This window comes from uncultured Thiocystis sp., from assembly GCF_903866365.1.
Taxonomy (GTDB): Bacteria; Pseudomonadota; Gammaproteobacteria; order Chromatiales; family Chromatiaceae; genus Chromatium.
Window position 1 is genome coordinate 1 of the sequence record NZ_CAIPNF010000198.1, and the last position, 21,318, is coordinate 21,318.

At 62.3% G+C, this 21,318-nt stretch carries 20 protein-coding genes, 1 tRNA gene and 1 pseudogene; 10 read left to right on the top strand and 12 right to left on the bottom strand.

Annotated features, from left to right (window positions below; genetic code table 11):
- Positions 1–183: 183 nt before the first annotated feature.
- Positions 184–867, top strand: a complete 684-nt coding sequence (locus QZY07_RS11265; protein ID WP_295402497.1) for a class I SAM-dependent methyltransferase — start codon at positions 184–186, stop codon at positions 865–867.
- A gap of 78 nt (positions 868–945) precedes the next feature.
- Here the strand turns inward: QZY07_RS11265 and QZY07_RS11270 are convergent, their stop codons facing one another.
- From QZY07_RS11270 to QZY07_RS11295, 6 genes and pseudogenes are all read right to left on the bottom strand, one after another.
- On the bottom strand, positions 946–1,167 hold the full coding sequence (locus QZY07_RS11270; RefSeq protein WP_295402498.1) for a DUF2092 domain-containing protein: 222 nt from the start codon (positions 1,165–1,167) through the stop codon (positions 946–948).
- A 239-nt stretch (positions 1,168–1,406) separates the two neighbouring features.
- The gene (locus QZY07_RS11275; RefSeq protein ID WP_295402500.1) at positions 1,407–1,547 is read right to left on the bottom strand and encodes a hypothetical protein; all 141 of its coding nucleotides are present in this window, start codon (positions 1,545–1,547) and stop codon (positions 1,407–1,409) included.
- Positions 1,547–2,062, bottom strand: coding sequence for a hypothetical protein (locus QZY07_RS11280; protein ID WP_295402502.1), 516 nt, complete (start codon positions 2,060–2,062; stop codon positions 1,547–1,549). Before QZY07_RS11280 ends, QZY07_RS11275 begins: the two co-directional genes overlap by 1 nt.
- A gap of 146 nt (positions 2,063–2,208) precedes the next feature.
- Positions 2,209–2,301, bottom strand: a pseudogene (locus tag QZY07_RS11285) (sterol desaturase family protein); the annotation flags it as partial.
- Between the two features lie 202 nt (positions 2,302–2,503).
- A complete protein-coding gene (locus QZY07_RS11290; RefSeq protein WP_295402504.1) occupies positions 2,504–2,698 on the bottom strand; it encodes a hypothetical protein in 195 nt (64 codons plus the stop codon).
- A gap of 49 nt (positions 2,699–2,747) precedes the next feature.
- Entirely contained in the window at positions 2,748–3,377 is a 630-nt protein-coding gene (locus QZY07_RS11295; RefSeq protein WP_295402529.1) for an AI-2E family transporter, read from the bottom strand.
- Between QZY07_RS11295 and QZY07_RS11300 the strand changes: the two genes are divergently transcribed.
- Positions 3,262–4,140, top strand: a complete 879-nt coding sequence (locus QZY07_RS11300; protein ID WP_295402506.1) for a DUF1269 domain-containing protein — start codon at positions 3,262–3,264, stop codon at positions 4,138–4,140. The genes QZY07_RS11295 and QZY07_RS11300 overlap by 116 nt on opposite strands.
- A gap of 137 nt (positions 4,141–4,277) precedes the next feature.
- Here QZY07_RS11300 and QZY07_RS11305 read toward each other — a convergent pair whose 3' ends face one another.
- Positions 4,278–4,502, bottom strand: coding sequence for a hypothetical protein (locus QZY07_RS11305; protein WP_295402508.1), 225 nt, complete (start codon positions 4,500–4,502; stop codon positions 4,278–4,280).
- A 106-nt stretch (positions 4,503–4,608) separates the two neighbouring features.
- On the opposite strand from QZY07_RS11305, the gene QZY07_RS11310 reads away from it, so the two are divergent.
- Together QZY07_RS11310 and QZY07_RS11315 are read left to right on the top strand one after the other, a co-directional pair.
- A complete protein-coding gene (locus QZY07_RS11310) occupies positions 4,609–7,383 on the top strand; it encodes an HAD-IC family P-type ATPase (RefSeq protein WP_295402509.1) in 2,775 nt (924 codons plus the stop codon).
- Positions 7,384–7,942: 559 nt separating this feature from the next.
- On the top strand, positions 7,943–9,436 hold the full coding sequence (locus QZY07_RS11315) for a polysaccharide biosynthesis C-terminal domain-containing protein (RefSeq protein WP_295402511.1): 1,494 nt from the start codon (positions 7,943–7,945) through the stop codon (positions 9,434–9,436).
- An 8-nt stretch (positions 9,437–9,444) separates the two neighbouring features.
- Here the strand turns inward: QZY07_RS11315 and hrpB are convergent, their stop codons facing one another.
- A complete protein-coding gene (hrpB, locus tag QZY07_RS11320) occupies positions 9,445–11,994 on the bottom strand; it encodes an ATP-dependent helicase HrpB (RefSeq protein WP_295402512.1) in 2,550 nt (849 codons plus the stop codon).
- 87 nt (positions 11,995–12,081) lie between these two features.
- Between hrpB and QZY07_RS11325 the strand changes: the two genes are divergently transcribed.
- The 6 genes from QZY07_RS11325 (at position 12,082) to QZY07_RS11350 (ending at position 15,588) form a co-directional block, all read left to right on the top strand.
- Positions 12,082–12,798 (top strand): transposase, encoded by a 717-nt coding sequence (locus tag QZY07_RS11325; RefSeq protein WP_295402514.1) that lies wholly within the window; start codon positions 12,082–12,084, stop codon positions 12,796–12,798.
- 17 nt (positions 12,799–12,815) lie between these two features.
- Positions 12,816–13,211 carry a cupin domain-containing protein gene (locus QZY07_RS11330; RefSeq protein WP_295402516.1) on the top strand — a complete coding sequence of 132 codons (396 nt, stop codon included), beginning with the start codon at positions 12,816–12,818 and terminating at the stop codon, positions 13,209–13,211.
- An 82-nt stretch (positions 13,212–13,293) separates the two neighbouring features.
- A complete protein-coding gene (locus QZY07_RS11335) occupies positions 13,294–13,509 on the top strand; it encodes a hypothetical protein (protein WP_295402518.1) in 216 nt (71 codons plus the stop codon).
- Positions 13,452–13,901: a flavin reductase family protein gene (locus tag QZY07_RS11340; RefSeq protein ID WP_295402520.1), complete on the top strand. Its 450-nt coding sequence runs from the start codon at positions 13,452–13,454 to the stop codon at positions 13,899–13,901. Before QZY07_RS11335 ends, QZY07_RS11340 begins: the two co-directional genes overlap by 58 nt.
- 94 nt (positions 13,902–13,995) lie before the next feature.
- The gene (gene pyk, locus QZY07_RS11345; RefSeq protein WP_295402521.1) at positions 13,996–15,444 is read left to right on the top strand and encodes a pyruvate kinase; all 1,449 of its coding nucleotides are present in this window, start codon (positions 13,996–13,998) and stop codon (positions 15,442–15,444) included.
- A gap of 69 nt (positions 15,445–15,513) precedes the next feature.
- Positions 15,514–15,588, top strand: a tRNA-Val gene (locus QZY07_RS11350).
- A 22-nt stretch (positions 15,589–15,610) separates the two neighbouring features.
- On the opposite strand, the gene QZY07_RS11355 is transcribed toward QZY07_RS11350, so the two are convergent.
- The 4 genes from QZY07_RS11355 to QZY07_RS11365 all read right to left on the bottom strand — a co-directional run bounded on the left by QZY07_RS11355 (position 15,611) and on the right by QZY07_RS11365 (position 21,035).
- On the bottom strand, positions 15,611–16,699 hold the full coding sequence (locus QZY07_RS11355) for a site-specific integrase (RefSeq protein WP_295402523.1): 1,089 nt from the start codon (positions 16,697–16,699) through the stop codon (positions 15,611–15,613).
- A complete protein-coding gene (locus tag QZY07_RS27400) occupies positions 16,591–17,004 on the bottom strand; it encodes a helix-turn-helix domain-containing protein (protein WP_363184100.1) in 414 nt (137 codons plus the stop codon). Before QZY07_RS27400 ends, QZY07_RS11355 begins: the two co-directional genes overlap by 109 nt.
- Entirely contained in the window at positions 16,928–19,444 is a 2,517-nt protein-coding gene (locus QZY07_RS11360; RefSeq protein WP_295402525.1) for a primase-helicase family protein, read from the bottom strand. Before QZY07_RS11360 ends, QZY07_RS27400 begins: the two co-directional genes overlap by 77 nt.
- Positions 19,445–19,880: 436 nt before the next feature.
- A complete protein-coding gene (locus QZY07_RS11365; protein ID WP_295402527.1) occupies positions 19,881–21,035 on the bottom strand; it encodes a hypothetical protein in 1,155 nt (384 codons plus the stop codon).
- Positions 21,036–21,318: the final 283 nt, after the last annotated feature.

The window sequence follows — 21,318 nt, forward strand, 5'->3', positions numbered from 1 at the left end:
CAACGACAACGACAACGACAACGACAACGACAACGACAACGACAACGACAACGACAACGACAACGACAACGACAACGACAACGAGGAGGCTCCGGTCTCGGAACTTGAGCCGCGAAGCACTCGCGCCATTCCATCGCCCTGCAAATCGGCTTCGACGTAACGCAATCGAAACAGGCCCCAACGATGGACACGAGCGCAATCAAACACGGCTTTGATCGCTCGGCCAACACCTACGATCAGGCCCGGCGACAACGGGTTCCCGGCTTCGATGCCTTTTCTGGGTCGGCCGTCGCGTGTCTTCGCTTCCAGCCTCGGGATTCGTTTCGCGTACTGGATCTGGGGGCGGGAACGGGGTTGCTGTCCTGGTTGATCTCGGAACGCTTCACGCAGGCACGGTTCACGCTTCTGGATCTCTCCGAGGCGATGCTTGCCCAGGCCCGGGCGCGGTTTGCGTCGGCGCCGGAACGGTTTACGTTCGTGGCGGCGGATTATTCCGAATCGCTCGCCGGACAGTATGACGTGGTGGTGTCCGCGCTCTCCATTCACCATCTGACCGATGCGTGCAAGCAAACCTTATTGCAGCGCGTTTATTCCCTGCTCCCCATTGGCGGCCTGTTCATTCACGCGGATCAAGTGCTTGGAGCCACGCCCGACATCGAGAAAGGTTATCACGACACCTGGATGGAAGAGGTCCGTCGGGCGGGCATTTCCGAGGTCGATTTAACGGCGGCCCTGAAACGGATGCGAGAAGACCAGTCGGCACCGCTCGACGCTCAGTTAGCGTGGCTGCAAGAGGCGGGTTTCGGCGAGGTCAAATGTTGGTACCAACAGGGCCGTTTCGCCGTCTTCTCGGGGTGTAAACGCTGACCCGCTCAGCATCGGTATCGCTCTTCTATCCAGTCTCCCTGATCTCCTGTTGGGACGACTGGCGGCGTATTTCGCCTTCTACAACTCTCCGGCGGGCGCCCCGGGGGGCAGTTCATCGAGCCCGGTCAGCGCGTCTGGCTCCAGCCGGGTCGCGCCATCCGGCACCCTGAAGGCGAAGTCATCGGCCGCCGGAGCGACCTCGGTCTTCCGGTCCTTGACCTGTAGCGTGTATTGAGGTGCGCTGTTGACGGTCTTGCTGATGATGACGAGTTTCCTCGGGATCGGCCCCGGGCAAGGCAATGCCGTGCCCCATCCGCAGCGCCTCGATCAAGGCATCCAAGGTTGTCTGGCCCCTCGAACTTGGCATAGGCGTTCAGATTCCGGCCCAGGATGCTGACGGTGTTGCCGTCGAACACCAGTTCCACCTCTGCGATATGCAAACCACTCTTGAATTCTGGAGAGGTGACCCGATAAGCGTCCCCCGGCCGCCGCATAGCCCCCTACTTTGCCTGGAGAGTCGGCTTGGCCGCGCCGAGGATTTACGGGTGCAGCCGTTGCTCGGCGTTCCACCGCTGTTGCGTGAATTCGGCATCGACCCCGGAACCGTGCTCGAACGTACCGGGATCGATCCGCGCGAGATCCGGCGGCGGCTTGTCGTTCAGCACGAGATTCGAGCGCATTAGCCCACCGACTCATCGTCCGGCGGGCCGTTGATGCCTGGTGCCAGCTCGGGCGAGGAATAACCGAGGCACTCGCCCAGCGCGACCCGCGCGCGCTGAGTCAGGAACTCGCGCGACAGCCTCCGCTCGGCGAATAGCAGGTTTTGCGCGGCCGCATGATCCAGATAGAGCAGATCCGCCGGCGCGGGCGCGAAGGGTCGGCGGCTGACGCGAGCGATGCGGCCCAGATTCAAACCGCGCCCGTCGTCGAGCAGCAGCAGATGGGGGGCCAGCCCACGTGTCGGATCGGGACGCGGGAAGTCGATGACCCCGAGCAGCTCGAAGGGGGTGCCATCGATATGCACGCCGAGTTGGATGGCGCTCTCGACCAGTTCGACCAGATAGAGAGTCTCGCCAACGGCAGCGCGCAGACGCTCAACCTGGCGACGGTAGTCGGCGGACGGCCAGAGGCCCGCGCCGATCGGATCGCCATCGGGCGGCTCGGATGGACCCGCAGGGTGCGATGGATCGCTCATGCTGGATGCTTCCCCATGTTTCGGTCCTCAGTCCGCAGTCAGTCCATATCAGGCCTTGGTGAGCGCCGCGGCGGCGGCGTTTAACACCGCGCCCCGGAAGGACAGGAGGAGCATTCCCCGGCAGACCGCGGACCGCAGACCCGACGCGGGTCGCGCGGGTCGTCGATGCCGAGGGTCATGCCCGGATGGACGCCGCGAGGCTGCGCGCGATAGGTGCCGAGGAGACGGTCCCACAGCGCCGGCACCGCGTGAAATTAGACATGCTGCGCCCAGATCGCCTGGTCCAGGGCGACGAGCGCCAGCATCAGCTCGACTCCCGCTGCAGCGCGCGCCGATGGTCGTGGTATCGGCGCCCAATCGGAGGCTGTCGCCGTGCCGGCGGAAGATCTCGGGCAACGCGGACTTGGACGCGCGGAGTTGCTTATTGACCCAGAGCCCGGCCTAAACCGCCCAGACGGCCACCAGCGTCAAAAGACGCTCGACAAGCGCGGGCTGGATCAGGTTTAGGAGATAAAAATCACCGGGGAGTCGCTGTTCAACGATGGCGTCGCGGTGGTGTTGTTCATGGCTTTGCTGACGCTTGTCACGGGCGAGACCGCAGTGGGCCTCGGCGAGACCCTGATCCTCCTGATGCAAGAGCTCTTCAGTGGGGTTCTGTTCGGATTCTTAGAAAGCGGAAGCATGGTTACGATTCCGCTTGCTCGTCGCTGTCGGCCGGTTCCGCCGGGCTGATGTCCGGACCCATCAGGATCGCGAGCGGGCGTGTCTGCGGACTCGCATCCAGCGCGATGATCAGGGCCGTGGTCAGGGTCTTGATCAGCATATAGCGGTTGATATTGTCCATCAGGCGCTTCAGTCGCGCGTCGCCTTCGTCCGTCAGATGAAACGCCGCCTTCAGCTTGCCCGGCATGGCCGGCACTTCGAGCAGGATGAAGATCACGGCGAGCAGGACCAGCAGCCCGGTCGCGAAGAAGCCGCTGGCATTGGACAGGAGCAGGCGGACGACTCCGGCGACCTTATTGGGATCCATCAGATCCGGCACCGCCTCGCGCGAGCCGCTGACCCCGACGCCCTCCAGCCAGCCGCCGAACTGATCGCTCAGCAGCAGGAACCGCTCCTGGTAGGTCGGCAGGCTGTCCCGGAACCCTTCGAGCGCCCCGGTGGAGACCAGCGCCAGCAGACTGCCGACATCGAGCAGGATGAAGGCGATCAACGCGAGCGCGCCCCATTTTGGCACCCCGCGGCGGCGCATCCAGCGCAAGCCCGGGGTGGCAATGATCGCGATGAATACCGCGAGCAGGATTGGCGAGAGGATTGGCGAAGCCGCCTGCATCACCATGATCACGATGGCGAAGGCTGCGGCGACGACAAGGCCGCGTGCCGGGGAACTGAAGGAACTTAATGCATTCATCGACTGTTTCCCATCCATCACGAGTGAAGATGAACTCTACTGGATCTTGTATATCCCAAGACGGAACCTAATTTTGATCGTGTTCGGTCGGTTTCAATCATCATATTCCACGCGGTTCGACCGGATCCACTTAAACCTAAACGAGCGTTTCAACATGAGCAATCTAATCGTCATTGCGTTCCCCGAGGAAGCGTTGGCCTTCGAGATGCGCGCCGCGCTGGCCAATTTGCAGAAGGAATATCTGATCGAGATGGAAGACGTGGTGGTCGTCACCAAAAGCCTGGAAGGCAAGGTGAAATTGCACCAGGCGACGAACCTGACCGCCGCGGGGGCGGTGGGCGGCGGCTTCTGGGGCATGCTGATCGGGATGGTGTTCCTGAATCCTCTTCTGGGCGCGGCCATCGGCGCCGGGGCCGGCGCGCTGTCCGGAGCCACGACCGATCTCGGCATTAACAACGATTTCATGAAAGACCTGGCCGAGCACTTCAAGCCAGGCTGCTCCGCCATCTTTGTTTTAGTCAAAAAATCCACGCCTGACAAAGTCATGGATCGACTCGCCGCTTTCAAGGGCAAAGGGAAAATCCTCCAGACATCCCTCGCCAAGGACGAGGAAGACACCCTGCGAGCCTTTATCGAGGCCCATCCAGAGGTTGTTCCGGCAAATTGATGGCTCCCAGCCATGCGTTTGTGCCGTGTCCATGGGACTTGGTCCAAAGTCCCATTCTGCCTGCCGTTCTTGCCATTAGAGCGGCAGAAGACAGGACTCGGCAGGTTCAGATCCGCGAAGCGGGCTATTGCCGACCCCTATAGGCGTTCGCGCATTCCGCGCTGTGGGCACTGGTGGAGGTTGACGATCGGCCGGCGCAGACCGTTGTCGCGAATCGCGTCGCGGTTCTGGATCTCGCTTCCGAGTTGCACAGGCAACAGGCCGAACGTCTCGCCCGGGACGACCCGGACCGCCTGCTCAAGCACCGCGTGCGGATCGAAATACTCGATCAGCCGCGGTGTATTTTCAGTGTGGCTGAGCACATGGCGGTCTCGGTACTGCCACGGAGCGATCTCGTCGGCGAGCTGACTGTCTAATCCGCGCCCAGCGTGGCATGCGATGTTTTTGAAAACGCAACGGAGAATCTCGATGGCGAAAACCGAGAAAACCCAGAATGCCAACCCGTCCACCCCGTGGCACGCCCAGGGCGTGGCCGAGGTGTTGGAGGCGCTCACCACCGATCGGACGCTGGGACTCGCCGCGTCGGAGGCGGCCGCCCGCCTGGAGCGCTGCGGACCGAACCGCCTGCCGGCCGGGAAGCAGCGCGGGCCTTTCCTGCGCTTCCTTTCCCAGCTCAACAATGTCCTGGTCTATGTGCTGCTCGGCGCCGGGTTCACCAAGCTCATGCTGGGGCTGTGGATCGACGCCGGGATCATCCTGGGTGTCGTCCTCATCAACGCCCTGCTCGGGTTCATCCAGGAAGGCAAGGCGGAGAAGGCCCTGGAGTCCATCCGCAACATGCTTTCCGCCGAGGCCCGCACGCTGCGCGGCGGCGAGACCCGAATGATCCCGGCGGAGCAGCTCGTCCCCGGCGACATCGTACTGCTGGAGTCGGGCGACAAGATCCCGGCGGACCTGCGTCTCGCCGAGGCGAAGAATCTTCGCACGGAGGAAGCCGCGCTCACCGGCGAGTCGGTGCCGGCGGACAAGTCCTCGGACCCCGTGCCGGAAAAGGCAACGATAGGTGACCGCCACAACATGGGGTTCTCGGGGACCATGGTGGTGTCCGGCCGGGCGACCGGGGTGGTGGTCGCGACCGGCAGCGCGACGGAGCTTGGACGCATCAATGCCCTGCTCGCCGGCGTGAGCGTGCTGGAGACCCCGCTACTGCGCCAGATCAAGAAGTTCGGCTACGCCATCACCGCCGTCATCGGCGTCGTGAGCGTCCTGGTCTTCGCCTACGGCAAGTGGGTGATCGGCATGGATTTCGTCGAGCTGTTTCAGGCGGTGGTCGGGATCGCCGTCTCGGTGATCCCGGAGGGCCTGCCGGCGATCATCACCATTGCGCTCGCCATCGGAGTGCAGCGCATGGCGAGCCGCAACGCCATCATCCGCCGCCTACCGGCGGTCGAGACCCTCGGTTCGGTGTCGCGCATCTGCTCGGACAAGACCGGAACCCTGACGCTGATGGAGATGATGGTCGTCTCCGCCGTCACGGCCGAATCCGAGTACCAGGTCAGTGGCAACGGCTACGCAGCCGAGGGCGAGGTCAGGATGGACGGTCAGTTGGCGGGCAAGGATCCGGTGCTGGAACTGATGGGCCGAGTCTCGATGCTCTGCAACGACGCCGTCCTGCGCGAGGAGGACGGGGTCTGGAAGGTTGAGGGCGACCCGACCGAGGGGGCACTCTATCCCTTCGCGGGCAAGCTCGGCATGGAGCGTCAGGCGGAGCTGGCCGCCTGGCCGCGCATCGACGCCATCCCCTTCGAGTCCGAACATAAGTTCATGGCGACGCTGCACCGCTCGCACGAGGGTCGGGAGCTCCTGTTGGTCAAAGGCGCGCCCGAGGTGATCATGGGCCATTGCGACCGCCAGCAGACGGCGTCCGGCGAGGCGGTGCCGCTCGAGCGCGAGCGCTTCATGCAGACGGCCGATCGGCTGGCGGGCCAGGGCGAGCGGGTGCTGGCCCTCGCCTGGATCGAGAATCCCGGGGTCGCGGCGGGTACCCTGAGCCCGGCCGACCTGCCCGGGAACCTGGTCCTGCTCGGTCTGATCGGCCTGCTCGATCCGCCACGCCAGGAGGCCATCGAGGCGGTGAAGGCATGCCATGACGGCGGTATCCGCGTCACCATGATCACCGGCGACCACAAGATCACCGCCGCGGCCATCGCCAGGATGCTCGGGATCGGCGATGGCAAGACCGCGGTGGCCGGGGCTGAAATCGAGGAGATGAACGAGGCGGCCCTGCAGGAGACGGTGCGCAACGTCGACGTCTTCGCCCGCGCCAGCCCCGAGCACAAGCTGCGGCTCGTGAAGGCGATCCAGGCCAATGGTCAGATCGTCGCAATGACCGGCGACGGGGTCAATGACGCCCCATCGTTGAAGAAGGCGGACATCGGCGTCGCCATGGGGATCAAGGGCACCGAGGTGACCAAGGAGGCGGCCGGGATGATCCTGGCGGACGACAACTTCGCCTCCATTACCGCGGCGGTGAGGGAAGGGCGCACCGTCTACAACAACATCGAGAAGGCCATCCTCTTCATGTTGCCGACCAACGTCGCCCAGGCGCTGGTCATCGCGGTGGCTATCTTCCTCGGATTCGCCATGCCGATCACGGCGCCCCAGGTTCTGTGGGTGAACATGGTGACCTCGGTTGCACTGGGTCTGGTGATCGCGTTCGAGCCCCACGAGCTGGACGTCATGCGGCGCTCGCCACGCGCGGTCGATCGCGCGATCCTCACCGGATTCGGGATCTGGCGGGTGGTCTTCGTCGGTCTGGCCCTGCTCGCCTACACCCTCCTGGCCTTCTTCTGGATGTTGGGACAGGGCGCCTCCGATGAGTTGGCCCGCACGGTCGCCGTCAATGCGATCACCATCGGCCAGGTCTTCTATTTTCTCAACAGCCGTTTCCTGCTGGACTCGTCCCTGTCCATCAAGGCCCATCTCGGCAACCGCTACCTACCGATGGGGATTGGGGCGGTGGTGGCGCTCCAACTTTTGTTTACTTATGCGCCGCCCCTGCAGGCACTGTTCCATAACGAGGCGATCCCGCTCGAGGTCTGGCCCTGGCTGTTCCTGGGTGGGTTCGTGTTCTTCCTGATCGTGGAGTTGGAGAAGCTCGTCATCCGCGCCATTCCCAGCTTGAGCCGTGCCGTGACCTCGGTCGAGACCGGGAGCGCGAAGACCAGGGCGGCGATGCCTTGAGCGCCTTGGCGGTCGCGGAGTCGGTGACGCACGCCGGCGGTGGATGCGAACTCGATAGTGAGTTCGCGCCCATCCGACCTAGCCCAAGTTTGACAGGTGGCCTTGAGCACGTTCAGGACGCGCCCATCGGGACGGCGGAAGGTCGCTGTGACGCGCTCTTGGCTGCAAGCGTCTCACGTAAGCTCGTCCAAAGGTCATGGATGCCACCTTGCCGGGGCAGTCAGCGGGGGCAGGCCAGCGATGGCGATCGACCCGGATCAGGCCGATGCTGGACACCCGCAAGGTCTGCTCGACCTCCCCGTCGAACGGTGCCATGACGGGTCGCCGTCAGGGTTGTTCTTCGGCAAAACACTCGGCAATGGTCCAGGCCAACTCGGTCGGGTGTCGACTCCCCGCGAATTCCTGGCAGCGGGCGGCGCGCTGAGCGTCTGGTCGATCCCAACCGGCGTTGCGCCACCGTGTCCCGGCACACTCCAGCAGGCACGGCCAGAAGATGGTTGGCGATGCGTTAGAATGCGCGCCTTATCCGCCGTCAGGCCATACCCGGACACCCTTTACCTTGAACCCACTCAAGCGGCTCGCCTCCCAAACCGCCATCTACGGCGTCAGCAGCGTCCTGGGGCGCTTTCTCAATTATCTGCTGGTGCCCTTTCTGACCTATACCTTCGCCCCGGCGGAGTATGGCGTGATCGCCGAGTTCTACGCCTACATGGGATTTCTGGCGGTGGTGCTCATGTTCGGTCTGGAGACCGGCTATTTCCGTTTTCGCGCCGGGGGCGAGTGGCCGCCCGAGGTCGTCTATGGGACGGCCCTGCGCTTTCTGGCGCTGACGAATCTTGCCTTTTTCCTGCTGATCTATGTCCAGCGCGAGCCGATCGCCGAACTGCTGCGACATTCCGGTCATCCCGAATATGTCTGGTGGAGCGCCGCGATCCTGGCCCTGGATTCGGTGGGTTCGGTCGCCTTCGCGCGCCTCCGGGCGGAGGATCGGGCACAGCGTTTCGCGACGCTCAAGCTGGTCGAAATCGGGGCTAACGTCGGTCTGACCATCTTTTTGATCTACGTCTGCCGGCGCGCCTTCGAGTCCGATCCGCACTCCCTGCTCGGTTCACTCTGGAATCCGAGCATCGGCGTGGGCTATGTCTTCATCGCCAACCTCGCGGCGAGCGGACTCAAGCTGATGTTGCTGGCCCCGCAGTTTCGGGACGGATTCGGCACCTTCCGGGCGGCGCTCTTCGGGCGTCTGCTACGCTATTCGCTGCCCATGGTTATCATCGGTTTCGCTGGGATCGTCAACGAGATGCTGGATCGCGCCGCGCTCAAATACCTGCTGCCTTTCGATGACGAAACCAACATGGCGCAGCTCGGGATCTACAGCGCCTGCTACAAGCTGTCGATTCTCATGGGGCTGTTTATCCAGGCGTTTCGTTATGCCGGCGAGCCGTTTTTCTTCAGCTACGCCAAACAGAGCGACGCGCGCCAGACCTATGCGCTGGTGCTCAACTGGTTCGTCATCTGCTGCGTCTTTCTGTTTCTGCTGGTCACGCTCTATCTGGACGTCTTCCAGTATTTCGTCGGCAGCGCCTACCGCGAGGGGCTGAGCGTGGTACCGGTGCTGCTGCTCGCGAGCCTCTTCCTCGGCATCTATGTGAATCTGTCCATCTGGTACAAGCTGACCGACCGTACCCTGCTGGGTGCGGGCGTCTCGCTGATCGGCGCGGGGATTACCATCGTCCTGCTGCTCTGGTGGGTGCCCATTTACGGCTACGAGGGCGCGGCCTGGGCGCACCTGGTCTGCTATGCCTCCATGGTGGCGATGTCCTATTGGCTCGGACGCCGCTATTACCCGGTGCCCTACGAGGTCGGGCGCGTGCTGGGCTATGTGGTCTTCGGGGTCGCGCTCTATCTCCTGAGCCGGGGGCTGGTCTCGGGGCTCGGCTGGAATGCGCTGGTGGCGGGGACGCTCGGTCTGGCGGTCTTTGTGCTGGCGGTCCTGCTGCTGGATGTGCGTCGACTGACGCGACGGCGCGGCATCGATGGCGGGTCGTCGTAACGCGGAATTCAGACGCCTGCCGGCGGCGACATCCGCTGCGAGCGCCGTTGGATCCCGCCGACGACCGCCTTGGCTTGGGAGGGATCCTCGGGCCAATGGTGTTTGGGATAACGCCCCCGCAGCTCCCGGCGCACTTCCGCGTAGCCGCGCGCCCAGAATCCGGCCAGATCCTGCGTCACTTGCAGCGGACGCCGGGCCGGGGAAAGCAGATGGAGCAGGACCGGCACCCGTCCGCCGCACAGACGCGGGGTTTCGGTCAGGCCAAACAGCTCCTGAAGCGGCACCGCGAGGATGGGCAGGTCGGCGCTGACATAATCGAGCGGGCGGCGGTTCCCCGCCGGCGTCACGAACGCCTTGGGCGCCTCCCGTTCCAGACGCTGTTGTTGTTCCCAGGAAAGGCGCGCCGTCAGGATGGCCGTCAGGTCGATCCGTTGGACCTCGGCCAGCCGCGATTTGCCCGCGAGCCAGGGGACGAGCCAGTCGGACAGGGTATCGCGCAGCGCGTCCGGCGAGAGATCCGGCCACTCGCCGGCGGGATCGGTTCGGTGCAACAATCCGACGCGCGCCTGCAACTGGCGCGCCGCGTCGGTCCAGGTCAGTGCCCGCTCGAACTGATCGCGAATGCGGTCGAGCAGCAGCCCGGTCACATCCGCGTGGTCCCCCAGCGCAAGTGGGCGGGAGTCGAGAACGATGGCGCCATACCGGGCGATCTCGCGAGCGGTCACGGACTCGCGTTCGTGGTCCCAGGCGACCTGCCGGCGGGTCTCGATCCGGTCGGCGAACTGCGCGCGCAATTCCGTCTCGGTTAGCGGCAGCGCCAGTTGGATACGCCCGTCCCGCCCACGCGCATCCAGCGCCGCGACCACCAGATAGGGATGGACGGCGAGCGCATCGTCGCGCGGGAGCAGGACACCGGCGCCGGAGGCGAGCAGGTAGCGATCGTCCGCGCCGTCGCGCCGCTGGGCGATGCGCTCCGGATAGGCCAGGGCGAGAAGCGCACCGGGAGAGGTAAAGCCCTGCGCCGGAGATTCGCCGGCCAGCCGTCGCAATTGCCGCGAGACGCGCTCGATGGCCGCGAGACGCAGCCGATCCATGCCGGACGGACTACGCTTCTCGCGCAGGGCCTGGAGCGCCTGGAGGCGCGGCCCCAGATCGGCCGACCGGGCAAGGCCGGGGGCGGAGAGCATGGGGTCGCGCTCGGAGATCAGCGCGCAGAGATCGGCGGCGGTTTGGCGGGCTGCGGGCGCGGCCCCCAGCAGCATCACGGCGAGCCGCGGATGGATGGGCAGCTCCGCCATCGCGCGGCCCAAGCGGGTGAGCGCGTGCCCGGCATCCAGCGCGTCCAGCGCGCGCAAGAGTTCCACCGCCTGCTCCCAGGCCGGGGCGGGCGGCGGATCCAGCCAGCGCAGTCGCGCGGGATCTTTGACGCCCCAGAGCGCGAGTTCCAGCACCAGAGGGGCCAGATCGGACTGAAGGATCTCGGGCGTGCGATGTTCCGGGCGGCCATGCTCCTGGGCGCGCGTCCAGAGGCGATAACAGACGCCCGGTCCCACGCGTCCCGCACGCCCGGCGCGCTGTTCGGCCGAGGCGCGCGGGATGCTCTCCAGAACCAGGCGGCTGAGTCCGGCACCCGGATCGAAGCGCGGCTTGCGGGTCAGACCGCTGTCGACGACCGCCCGCACGCCCTGGATGGTGACGCTGGTCTCCGCGAGGTCGGTCGCGACGATCACGCGCCGCTGGCCGGGTTCGCCCGGCAGCAGCGCCCGGTCCTGCGCGGCCGTCGGCAGACTGCCGTGGAGCGGCAGGACGATGACGCCGTCATCCGCGCCTCGGGCGAGCTGCTCCACGCAGCGATCGATCTCGCCGGCGCCGGGCAGAAAGGCCAGGATATCGCCGTCGTGTTCGGCGAGCGCCGCGCGGATGCCGGCGACCGTCGTCTGGACCGGATCGGGGCCGGGCGTCCGTTCGGCGTACTGGACCGCGACCGGAAAGCTCCGACCCGCGCCGCGCACGATCGGCGCGCCGCCGAGCAGTCTGGCGACCGGCTCGGCGTCCAGGGTCGCGGACATCACGAGCAGACGCAGTTCCGGGCGCAGATTCGCGACGACATCCAGCGCGAGCGCCATCCCGAGATCGGACTGCAGGTTGCGCTCATGGAATTCGTCGAACACGATCAAGCCGACCCCATCGAGTTCGGGGTCGGACTGGAGGCGTCGGGTCAGAATCCCTTCCGTGATTACCTCGATGCGGGTGCCTTGGCCGATCCGACGCTCGAAGCGCACCTGATAGCCAACCCGTTCGCCCAGGCTCTCGCCGAGCAGCGCGGCCATGCGCGCCGCGGTCATCCGCGCGGCGGGACGACGCGGTTCGAGCATGAGGATACGCTGGCCGTCCAGCCAGTCGGCGTCGAGCAGGGCCAGCGGAACCCAGGTGGACTTGCCGGACCCGGTGGGCGCCTGGAGGAGCGCGTGCCCCTGGCGCAGCGCGGCCCGCAGTGCGTCCAGCGCGGATTCGATGGGGAGCGGTCGATCGCAAACCGCGGGCGCTGTCGGCGGCATGGGCGCGTTCTTCTCCAATTGCGAAAAAAATCCGGAGGCTCAGTCTATACTAGGTTTCAGGTCAATCAACCGGATCCGACCCTACTCATGGCACGTCTACCTCGCTTCGTTCTGCCCGGCTATCCCCAACATGTCATTCAACGTGGCAACAATCGACAGCAAATCCTGTTCGAGGAGGAAGACTATTGGTTTCTCTGGGAGAAAATCGGCGTCGCCGCGGAAAAATTTCAGTGCGACATCCATGCCTATGTCCTGATGCCGAACCACTTCCATCTCCTGCTCACGCCCCGCCTGGAGAATAGCATCGGCAAGCTGATGCAGTATGTGGGACGCTATTATGTGCAGTATTTCAACAGCCGTTACGAGCGCACCGGCACGCTGTGGGAGGGGCGTTATCGCGCCACCCTGCTAGACCCCAAGACCTATCTGCTCCCGGTCTGTCACTATGTGGAAGCCAATCCGGTGCGCGCAGGCTTGGTCGCTCAGATCTCCGACTATGCGTGGTCGAGCGATGGGGCCAATGCCAAAGGGAGCGAGGATCCCCTGATCACGCCACATCCCGAGTACGACCGTCTGGGGCGAAGCGCCAAGGCGCGCCAGGCCAGCTATGCCCAGGCGTCCGAATCCCCGCTCGACGACACCCTTTTGAAAGAGATTCGCGACGCGACCAACAAGGCATGGTTGCTCGGTGATCACGACTTTTGCCAGGCCGTCGAGAGCCTGCTGAATCGTCGCGCCCTGCCGCGCCCGCGCGGCGGCGACCGCCGCTCCGCCGCGTATCGGCGTCATGCCGGAATGGAATGAACCGGACGCGGACGGACATGACGCGGGGCGAGGTCTATACGCCCCGCGAGGCGGATGAATTCCTCACCGCCGAGGGCTGTTTTATCCTGGAGACCTGGAACCGGGAGGCAGATCCCGTGGTCTCTATTGCCCGTGCCCGGGTCGCGCCCCAGGTCACGACCCGGCTCCATCGGCTCGCGGGCATCGTCGAGCGTTATCTGATCCTGAACGGAGAGGGTCTGGTCGAGGTCGAAGGCATGGCATCCAGGCTGGTGCGCGCGGGCGATCTGGTCCACATCCCCGCCGGGCTGGGACAGCGGATCGGCAACCGCGGCGACACCGACCTGATCTTTCTCGCGATCTGCACGCCGCGTTTCACGCCCCGCGCCTACCAGGATATCGATCCCGAGCCTTTGCCCGATTCATCGACCTAAAAATCGTTTCGTCACTTTTCCATGGCATGCTGACCCAATCGAGGCCATCCTATCGTGATAAACTGACCGCGAGTGGTTCCCCATGCAGGACGAGTTCGACCTACCGCCCGAGACCCGCGACGCCGTTTCCCGGATTTTCCATCTCTACGACCCACCCTTGTGGCTGGTGACGGCTGGCGATGGCCACCGTCGGAGCGGCATGATCGCCACTTCGGTCACCCGCGCATCCATTGTCGCCGAGTGGCCGCGGATGCTGATCGCCATCGCATCGCCAAACAGCATGACACCTGGGGTCTGATCGAATCGACCGGACGCTTCGCGCTCCATCTGCTCCCGAGCGACGATCTGGACACGGTCTGGCGCTTCGGTCTCGCCAGCGGTCACCAGGTCGACAAATTCGCGGATCTGGCGCTGCCTGACACGCCCGGCGGCAATCCGCGCTATCCGGGCGTCCTGTCCTGGCTGGATTGCCGGGTCGAGCAGCGCCTGGACAGCGGCGACCGCAGCGTCTATCTGGCCGGGATCACGGGTGGCGCGCTGTTACAGCAGGCTCCCGTCCTGACCGTCGCAACCCTGCTGCGCGATGCGCCCCCCGAGCGCAAGGCCGCGCTCGACCGGCTCTACACCCAGGATCAGGCGATCGATCACGCCGCCATCCTTGCCTGGCGGCGCTTGCACCAAAGTCTTTGATCCGTTGAACCATTCGTCGCTCGCCAGGGCGCGCTCAACCCTGGCGGACGACACGGCTGAATTTTCCCCTTCCCTTTACCTCAGAGAAATAACCATGCAACTGCCTGACCACAAAACCAAAATCGTCGCGACCATCGGCCCCGCCTCGGACACCCTGGACGTGCTGATACAGCTGATCGAAGCCGGAATGAATGTGGCCCGATTGAATTTTTCGCATGGCGACCCGGAGTATCATGGCGCGGTAATCGCCCGGATTCGCGAAGCCGCGGCGGTCACGAACCGCCGCGTCGCCATCATGGGAGACCTTCCTGGCCCCAAGATGCGCATCGGCGATCTGGCCGAGGAACCGATCGAACTGCAACGCGACGATCCGCTCATCCTGACCACCGACGACATTCTCGGGGACAAACACCGCATCGGCATCAGCTTTCCGGACCTGCTCGACGCCGTGCAACCGGGCGACCGGCTTTATCTCAACGACGGCTTCATCCTGCTCAAGGTCGTGGAGGTCAAGGGGACAGACATCCATTGCAACGTCCGCGTCGGCGGCGAACTTCGCTCCCGCAAGGGGCTGAACCTGCCCGGCATCAATCTGGGCATCACCGCCTTCACCGAGAACGATCACGACTGGCTGCGCTTCGCCGCCGGGCACCGGTTGGACGCGGTCAGTCAATCCTTCGTCGCCACCGCCGACGACATCCTGGCCGTGCGCCGGGCCGCCGAGGCCATGAACTATGCGCCCTTCATCATCGCCAAGATCGAACGCGCCGACGCGCTGGATAACCTGAAAGCCATTCTGACCGCTGCCGACGGCATCATGGTGGCGCGCGGCGATCTCGGCGTCGAGATCCCGATCGAGCGTATCGCCGTGGTCCAGAAGCAGATCACCGAACTGGCCAATCACTTCGGCAAGCCCGTGATCACCGCCACCCAGATGCTGGAATCCATGGTGATTTACCGGCGGCCGACCCGCGCCGAGGCGACCGACGTCGCCAACGCCATCCTCGGCGGCACCGACTGCGTCATGCTTTCCGCCGAATCGGCGATGGGCCGCTACCCGGTGGACGCGGTCGCCATGCTCGCCAGCATCGCCACCCATGTCGAACCCGAGCGCAGCAAGCAGCCTTTCGTGCGCACCATGGACGGCTTCAATGGCGGCGAGAACATGCGCGCGGTCGACTTGGTCGCCGCCAGCGTCTATCACACCATCAACAACAGCGCACCCCGCGCCGTGATCGTCCCCACCCAATCGGGCAGCACCCCGCGCAACGTCGCGCGGTTCCGTCCGCCGGTCTGGATTCTCGCCTTCAGCCCGAATCCCGCCACCTGCCAATCGCTGCAATTTTCCTATGGCATCCATGCGATTCAAGTGGAGGCGGACCGCCCGGACTGGTCCCGATTCGCTCGCCATTGGCTTGGCGAACGCGGCATCGACAGCGGCCTGGTCCTGCTGACCCAGGGGCCGACAGTCGAAAACCCCTGCGGAAACTATCGCATGGAGATTCTGGAGTTGGGTCTTGACGCGGGCAAAATCTGCGACTGACGGGAGGACATCGACGGGCGGGGCATCTTGACCTCGCAGTGCTCTCCCCGTATGATCTCACGTCTTATCGGGCGCATAGCTCAGCGGGAGAGCACTGCCTTCACACGGCAGGGGTCGGAGGTTCGATCCCTCCTGCGCCCACCAAATATCCTTAATAGTCAATGATTTAAAGGCTAGCCTCCGCTGGCCTTTTTGCTTCTTCGGTGCATGTGGGGCGAAAGTGGGACAAACGCTCCACGGCGTCGCGAACATTCTTCGATGACAGGTGCGCATAACGCATGGTGACCTGGATCGAGGTATGCCGCAGCAGCTCGCAGACGACCCGGATATCCACGCCATCCTGTACGAGCCAGGCCGCACAGGTATGACGTAGATCATGCGGATGAAAGTCCGTGATCCCCGCCTTTTCGCAAGCGCTTTCAAACCCTTTCCTGATGTTGGCGATTCGCTCTCCGTGACGGCTCGCAAAGACCCACGGGCATTGCGGACAATACTGCTCCCGGTGCGTTCTGCGACGCTCCAACGCAGCAACGGCCTCGGCGTTGAGCGGAATGCTGCCGTGCTTGCCATTCTTTTGGTCCATGTCGGTCAGATAGACCATGCTCCGCTCGAAGTCGACCCGACTCCAGGTCAAGCCGAGCATCTCCCCTTTGCGCATTCCCGTATGCAATCCAAGCTGGATGAAATCCGGTAGATAGCCGCGCACAGATGCGGCTTCCTTGCTCAACGTAGCCGCCGTCGACCGGTCGATCCAGCGAATGCGTCCTTGCGGTGGCCGAAGTCGCATTCCTTCCACGGGGTTTTGAACATCCCACTGGAGCCGACGGCGTCCGTAATTGAGTGCCGCCGACAGTAAGTTGATCTCCTTGTTGATCGTGGCAGGCCCGACACCTTCTTGACGCCGCTGGTCAATGTACTTCTGAATGTCCGCTGGCCCGAGCCCGTTGAGCGACTGGCCCTGGAAAAAGGGCGTCAGCCTCTTGGCAGCATATAGATCTCGATCATGTGCCCGCTTATCCATGGATGGACCTTGCAGATAGCGGAGCATCAAGTCATCGTACAGACGCTGTGGTTCTTCGTTCCACATCGTCTGGCGATGAGCTTCGAGCTTCCACTTGGAGAGCATCGCGTCCGCTTCCTTGCGGTCTACAGTCCGAGTAGAGCGTTTAACTCGACGACCGCTCGCGTCGGTGAAGTCAGCGTACCAGTAGCTGCTGTTCGGTTTTTTAAAGAGCCCTTGGGTTTGCTTAGGCATGCGCGGTCTCCTCTTGTTGGAGCCAGCGCACCCTGTTCCACGCCTCTTGCATTCTCCGCTGAACAACACCCGTTCGCAACGTAGTCACGAACGGCTGCGGACGGCACCATGAGCCGACGACTAACACGCACTTTCGGTAGCTCACCACGATCAACCAGGCGTCGTATCGTTCTGGCAGAGACGCCGCCGAGTTGGCGAGCGACTTCATCGAGATTCCAGAGCAGCGGTTCATTGGCCGATTCCATCGGTACGACCTTCTGTGTCAATGTTCCTTGTTCTGGGCGATCGGATGAACCGGCTGGCATCGGCGTTCGCGGCCTCCTCTTGCGCGATCTCCGCGCGCCATTGGTCGAGTTGCTCGGAATCCGCCCGCCATTGCACACCGAGACCTCGAACTGAAGTCCTTCCCTGGGTATGGGGTACGATCTCCAAATGCTGATGACCGAGACGTTTGGTCAGCTTGGTCTTCGTTTTAGGCATCTCTCCGACGAGTAGCTCGAAAACGGCGAACAACGTCTCGTGCTGAATCACCTGTTTGCTGTCTGTCGTTGCCGCGTTCAGAGCATCCGCAAGAAAGTCGCGGTAAAGTGGCCGGATATACACGTCATGACCGTCGAAGACTAGAGAGCGATGCGTACTGCTGGACTCAGCCGACGGACGCTGTTCAATGAAGTAGCCGAGATCGCCCTGACGAAAGGCGAGCGCGACCTCTTCGATTGCGGTCTGCGTAACCGTCTGTAACAGCCGCTTTGGCGCATTGTCCAGTGCGAGACGCGCCTTGGCTTGATCCGCTTCGCGCGACATCAGATAGTCAGCGAACTCTTGCAGCTCACCGTTGATCAGCGCGACCAGTTCCTCGCCACGCTCATTTTGCTCCAGTAACTTTTGTTCCTGTCGCGGGCAGACGTTGAAACGCCGGTCATTGGCCTCGATACGCATCGAGTTGGGCTGGTTCGACGAGAGGAGCAGATTGAGATGGTTCGGCACCTCCCGCAGATCCTGACGCATGGCACGTAGTGGCAGCATCGCCTCCGTGATCATGGTTTTGAATCGCGCCATGAGTTTGGGCATCTGCTTCACCTGATCCGTATCGACTTCGTCGACAAAAAGCACGATGGTGCCTTCCGCGAAGCCGTTGAACTGCTCTTCAAGATTCGTGAGGTTGACCAACCGGCAGTAAGTCTCACCAATCAACGGACGGATGATCTCGTTGAACAGCAGCCCTTTACCGGTCCCTGTCGTGCCCTGGAGAATCCAGGCCGTTTGGGTGCGAAGACGAGAGCGGAACAAGACCGCCAGCCAGTTCAAGAAATGCTCGCAGACCTCCGCATCGTCACCCAATGCGTGTTGAATCACGCGCCAGATGGTCGGGGGTAACCCAGCATCGTCCCGGCGTTGCGCGTCTTTCAGATAGCGTGACGGCGTGTAGCGGTTGATGAAGCCGGCTCCAAAGTCGTAGAGCGCATCGTTGGCTGGCTCGAACCGGAAGTCGACCGATGGCACGATCTCGATCGGGGAGATGCCATGTTGAACAAGCAATTCGTTGATCTTCACCTTGCTGCCAATCGCGTTCAGATTGTGCGTCCGGTCTTTCGGATTGATCAAGCCAACATAGTACTGGTCTGTTTTCTTATCGCGGAAGGCTTGCAGGAACGGTTTGCCATTCTCCTCCGCCTCGCGGATCCGTTGGGCCTGTCGCGCCATGTCAGCGTGTTGATCGAAAAGCGCTTGATCTCCCTTGGCCTCTTCCGCGCGCGCCAGCGCCTCCGGGTAGTAATCCGGTAACAGCTCCGCAATCAGATAGTTCGGTTCGCTCTTGAAGTTGAGCAGCACCTCCGGTGCAGCAACCGGATGGAAATAGCCCCAGCTATCACCGCCGTTGAGATTGAGATAGACAAAACCACGCTCTTCCTTCTGGCCGGTGACCTGGGCCTGATCCGGATTCTTCGCGACGATCTCTCCCTTGACGGAACGAGTCTCAAGCATCTTCGACTCTAATCCGGCTTTTTCACGAAGTGCATTCAGAACGGCGTTCTCGCGCTGTCTCAATAGCTCATCAGTCTCAGCCGTCGGTGTTAGCGTCACTGTACGCTGGCTGCCTTTCACCAGTTGGATGCGATCACCTTCCAGTGAGCTTTCGACATCTGGACCGAGCGTTGGCGAAGCAATGTAGAGCAGCTTGTCGTTCTGACACACCGAGATGTCCAGCGGCCAGCGCAGGCTATTACTCGTCCGGCTAAGCTGGAAGTGCTCGCGAATCTGCGACACATCCAGGTTCCAGGCGCGAAGACGCCGCTTCAGATCGGCGGGTAGCCAGGGACGATCCAGCCGCACAAACAGGTGATAGCCTCGCTTGCCAGGCTCAATGCCAGCAGAGGCTGAATGCTGGAGGATGTAATCCACGTCACCCAAGCCCAGCAGATCGATGAGCTGCTGAGGCTCAAGGTCGTGCAGATTGTCGTTATCCAGTACGATCCACTCAGTCGGTGTGTCGCTGTCGGTATGTCCGGCACGGCTCTCGTTTCTCAGCGAACGGTCGAGCTGGCCTTTGAGGAGACAGTGACCCGCATTGGCATGGGCAACCAAGGCTGCGAAAAAGTCCTCAATGGTCTCGGCTTCAACCGCGTCTGAATGGAAGAAAGCCACCTGGGGATAGGCTGTCTTCTCTAATCCGTTGTCAGTCATGGCGAAACGCTTGGTCAGTGGCGTGCCATCAGCAGCATTCAAAAAGTGTATTGTGGTCATGTCAAACCTCCGTGTTCAGGGTGGTGATGGAGCCTGCATTGTCGTTTCCGCGGGCTACATAGGGTGTAAAAACGTATTGCCGATACGTTTTTTTCAAGTAAGTGTATTGGCTGAAACCCGCGTGGTTACTGGGCTCATGGCCTATCCGATACGAAATTACACTTTTTTTCAGACTTCGCAGACAAAGGTCATGGGCGGGCGTTGACAACATCACCATCGCTTGTGTGGGAAAGCGATCAAAAAGTGTAATTTCGTCATTCAACAAAGGTGCGACAAACATAACAATCTCCAAGGTCAGATCTCTAGGGAACCGTGCAAAACGGCTCCGATGAAGGGTGATAAGTCATGCTGCCGAGGGTTGTTCGGCAGCAGGGCTTACTGACCAGGGGAGATGTTGAAAGTCGTATAGACGACTTTGAAAGTCGTATGGAGGGATTTAGAAACGCCAGTTGATCTTTGTAGATGGCTGATACTTCCAACCATCCCTGCGCTCATACTTGAGCGAATCGGTAAGGTGTTGAGCGAGATCGGGGCAATGTTTGGAGAGATCGTCCTGCGCTTTCTTAAGTGCCTTGTTAACGGCGTCGTAGGCGCGTTTGGCCGTGCTTTTATCGATACGTAGGCGACCGTCCGGTCGCGTTGCGGCGCCCAGTTCTTTCAGTAGGAAATCCCTTTCCTCGCTAAGCTGCTCGACTTGCCCGGTGTCGCCGAACTCCTTGGCTTCATCGAGTTGCTCCTTGAGTGTTTGGAGTTGCTTTCGATAGGCATCGCGGGCTTGCTTGTCGATAGCCTCGCCGGCATCGCCGCCGAACGTCACATGCAAAGACTCAGCATCATCCTCGTGATCCTCGCTGTTGCTAGCCAGCAAAGCGATAGCTGTCTGCTGTTCGGAGGATACATCGGGCTGATTGAAGAGCGCGGATAGCTCAACCGCCGACAGCGTCTTGCCCTGCTCCCGGAGAAGATGCTTGAGATAGTGCAGCCCCTGGCTGTCCTGGAACGGAGTGCATAAGCTCCCCTCGAAGAAGATCATCCATGTACCAGCACGAGTGCGGTGAAAGGCATACTGCGCCACGAGAAACGTTGCGTCCTCCGCATACTCGGGTTCCTCCCCGAACTCGCGTTCCTTCAGGTACGTGGAACAGTCGTCCAAGTCACTGAGATCAACGCATTCATCAATCAGCGCATCCATTCCGTACAGGGGCGTATTCCAGTTAAGATGAAAGGCCGCATCGATTTCTTCGAATATCGAGAGGCGCCCCTGAATATACGATGATACCGCGTATGCAAACTCTGAAGACCAAACGAATTGATTCGCTGGCAGCATCCGAACGCGATCGCTCAATTCGGAGTAATCCCAAGATAATTTGCATAGCTTTTCGTAAGATATCTTACGGACTTCTCGCGGGGCTGCGCCTGGATTGTATTGGTAGCCGTGAAGAGAGCCGATATTATCATTGAGATGCGTATAGAAAAGGTCCATGAACGCATCAAATTCTAATCCACTGATAAGAAAAGCAAGCCGTAAAGGGACTGGTTGAGGTGGTTCGCCCAGATAGGGGTCGTCAATCGTCAGTTGTGGACGTGGCATTAGACTTTGGCGGTTAGGTTGATGGTTCGCTCATCGTCGACCTGAGCGAGATGATCGACCGAGGGTGTTCAATTTGTCACCCCATGAGGCCGTTTTGCCGCCGGAGTTTACGGCAGTTCAGGTGCTGGTGGCAGATTGAAGGTTGGAGCGGCGCCCTCAGTACAGTACAAAACTAATCAAGCGCCACCATTAGGGCCAGGCGCGCCTCACGTCACACGCCACCGAGAAGGGTCGCCCGTCGAGCATGAATCCCAGCACACAGAGGAATTCGGCACTGCATTCG

Excerpts from the sequence above, each read along its gene's own strand:
- QZY07_RS11265 (WP_295402497.1), top strand. The coding sequence starts at position 184 with ATGGACACGAGCGCAATCAAACACGGCTTTGATCGCTCGGCCAACACC.
- QZY07_RS11275 (WP_295402500.1), bottom strand. The coding sequence starts at position 1,547 with ATGCGCTCGAATCTCGTGCTGAACGACAAGCCGCCGCCGGATCTCGCG.
- QZY07_RS11280 (WP_295402502.1), bottom strand. The coding sequence starts at position 2,062 with ATGAGCGATCCATCGCACCCTGCGGGTCCATCCGAGCCGCCCGATGGC.
- QZY07_RS11300 (WP_295402506.1), top strand. The coding sequence starts at position 3,262 with ATGAAGGCGATCAACGCGAGCGCGCCCCATTTTGGCACCCCGCGGCGG.
- QZY07_RS11310 (WP_295402509.1), top strand. The coding sequence starts at position 4,609 with ATGGCGAAAACCGAGAAAACCCAGAATGCCAACCCGTCCACCCCGTGG.
- hrpB (WP_295402512.1), bottom strand. The coding sequence starts at position 11,994 with ATGCCGCCGACAGCGCCCGCGGTTTGCGATCGACCGCTCCCCATCGAA.
- QZY07_RS11325 (WP_295402514.1), top strand. The coding sequence starts at position 12,082 with ATGGCACGTCTACCTCGCTTCGTTCTGCCCGGCTATCCCCAACATGTC.
- QZY07_RS11330 (WP_295402516.1), top strand. The coding sequence starts at position 12,816 with ATGACGCGGGGCGAGGTCTATACGCCCCGCGAGGCGGATGAATTCCTC.
- QZY07_RS11335 (WP_295402518.1), top strand. The coding sequence starts at position 13,294 with ATGCAGGACGAGTTCGACCTACCGCCCGAGACCCGCGACGCCGTTTCC.
- pyk (WP_295402521.1), top strand. The coding sequence starts at position 13,996 with ATGCAACTGCCTGACCACAAAACCAAAATCGTCGCGACCATCGGCCCC.
- QZY07_RS11355 (WP_295402523.1), bottom strand. The coding sequence starts at position 16,699 with ATGCCTAAGCAAACCCAAGGGCTCTTTAAAAAACCGAACAGCAGCTAC.
- QZY07_RS27400 (WP_363184100.1), bottom strand. The coding sequence starts at position 17,004 with ATGCCAGCCGGTTCATCCGATCGCCCAGAACAAGGAACATTGACACAG.
- QZY07_RS11360 (WP_295402525.1), bottom strand. The coding sequence starts at position 19,444 with ATGACCACAATACACTTTTTGAATGCTGCTGATGGCACGCCACTGACC.
- QZY07_RS11365 (WP_295402527.1), bottom strand. The coding sequence starts at position 21,035 with ATGCCACGTCCACAACTGACGATTGACGACCCCTATCTGGGCGAACCA.